This is a genomic window from Streptomyces bugieae, assembly GCF_036352915.1.
In the GTDB taxonomy this organism is placed as follows: domain Bacteria; phylum Actinomycetota; class Actinomycetes; order Streptomycetales; family Streptomycetaceae; genus Streptomyces; species Streptomyces endophytica.
The window spans coordinates 1-437 of record NZ_JAZBJP010000184.1 but is presented as its reverse complement, the minus strand read 5'-3'; the positions used below and the strand labels follow the sequence as shown (position 1 = coordinate 437).

Annotated in this window: 1 protein-coding gene; it reads right to left on the bottom strand. The window is 66.1% G+C overall.

The window, feature by feature from the left end; genetic code table 11:
• The coding region (locus V2J85_RS40795; RefSeq protein WP_330824414.1) for an inorganic phosphate transporter at positions 1–437 on the bottom strand (437 nt) is incomplete at both ends.

The following is a 437-nucleotide window of genomic DNA, read 5'->3' as shown; positions in this document are numbered from 1 at the left end:
ACCTTGACCCAGACCGGGATCTCGTCGTTGGGGCCCTCGATATCGGCGATGACCAGGGCCATCACCACGATGCCCATCGTCTTCTGCGCGTCCTGGAGTCCGTGGCCGAGCGCCATACCCGCCGCCGAGACCGTCTGCGCGATCCGGAAGCCGCGCTTGGCCTTGTGCGGGTTGGCGTTCCGGAACATCCACAGGATGCCGACCATCACCAGATAGCCGACGACCAGGCCGATGATCGGGGAGAGGAACATCGGGATGACGATCTTCTCCAGCACCCCGGACCAGATGACGTCCGTCCCACCGGCCAGCGCCGCGCCGACCATGCCGCCGAACAGCGCGTGCGAGGACGAGGAGGGGAGACCGTAGTACCAGGTGATGAGGTTCCAGATGATCGCGCCGACCAGCGCCGCGAACAGGATGCCCATCCCCTTCTGCCC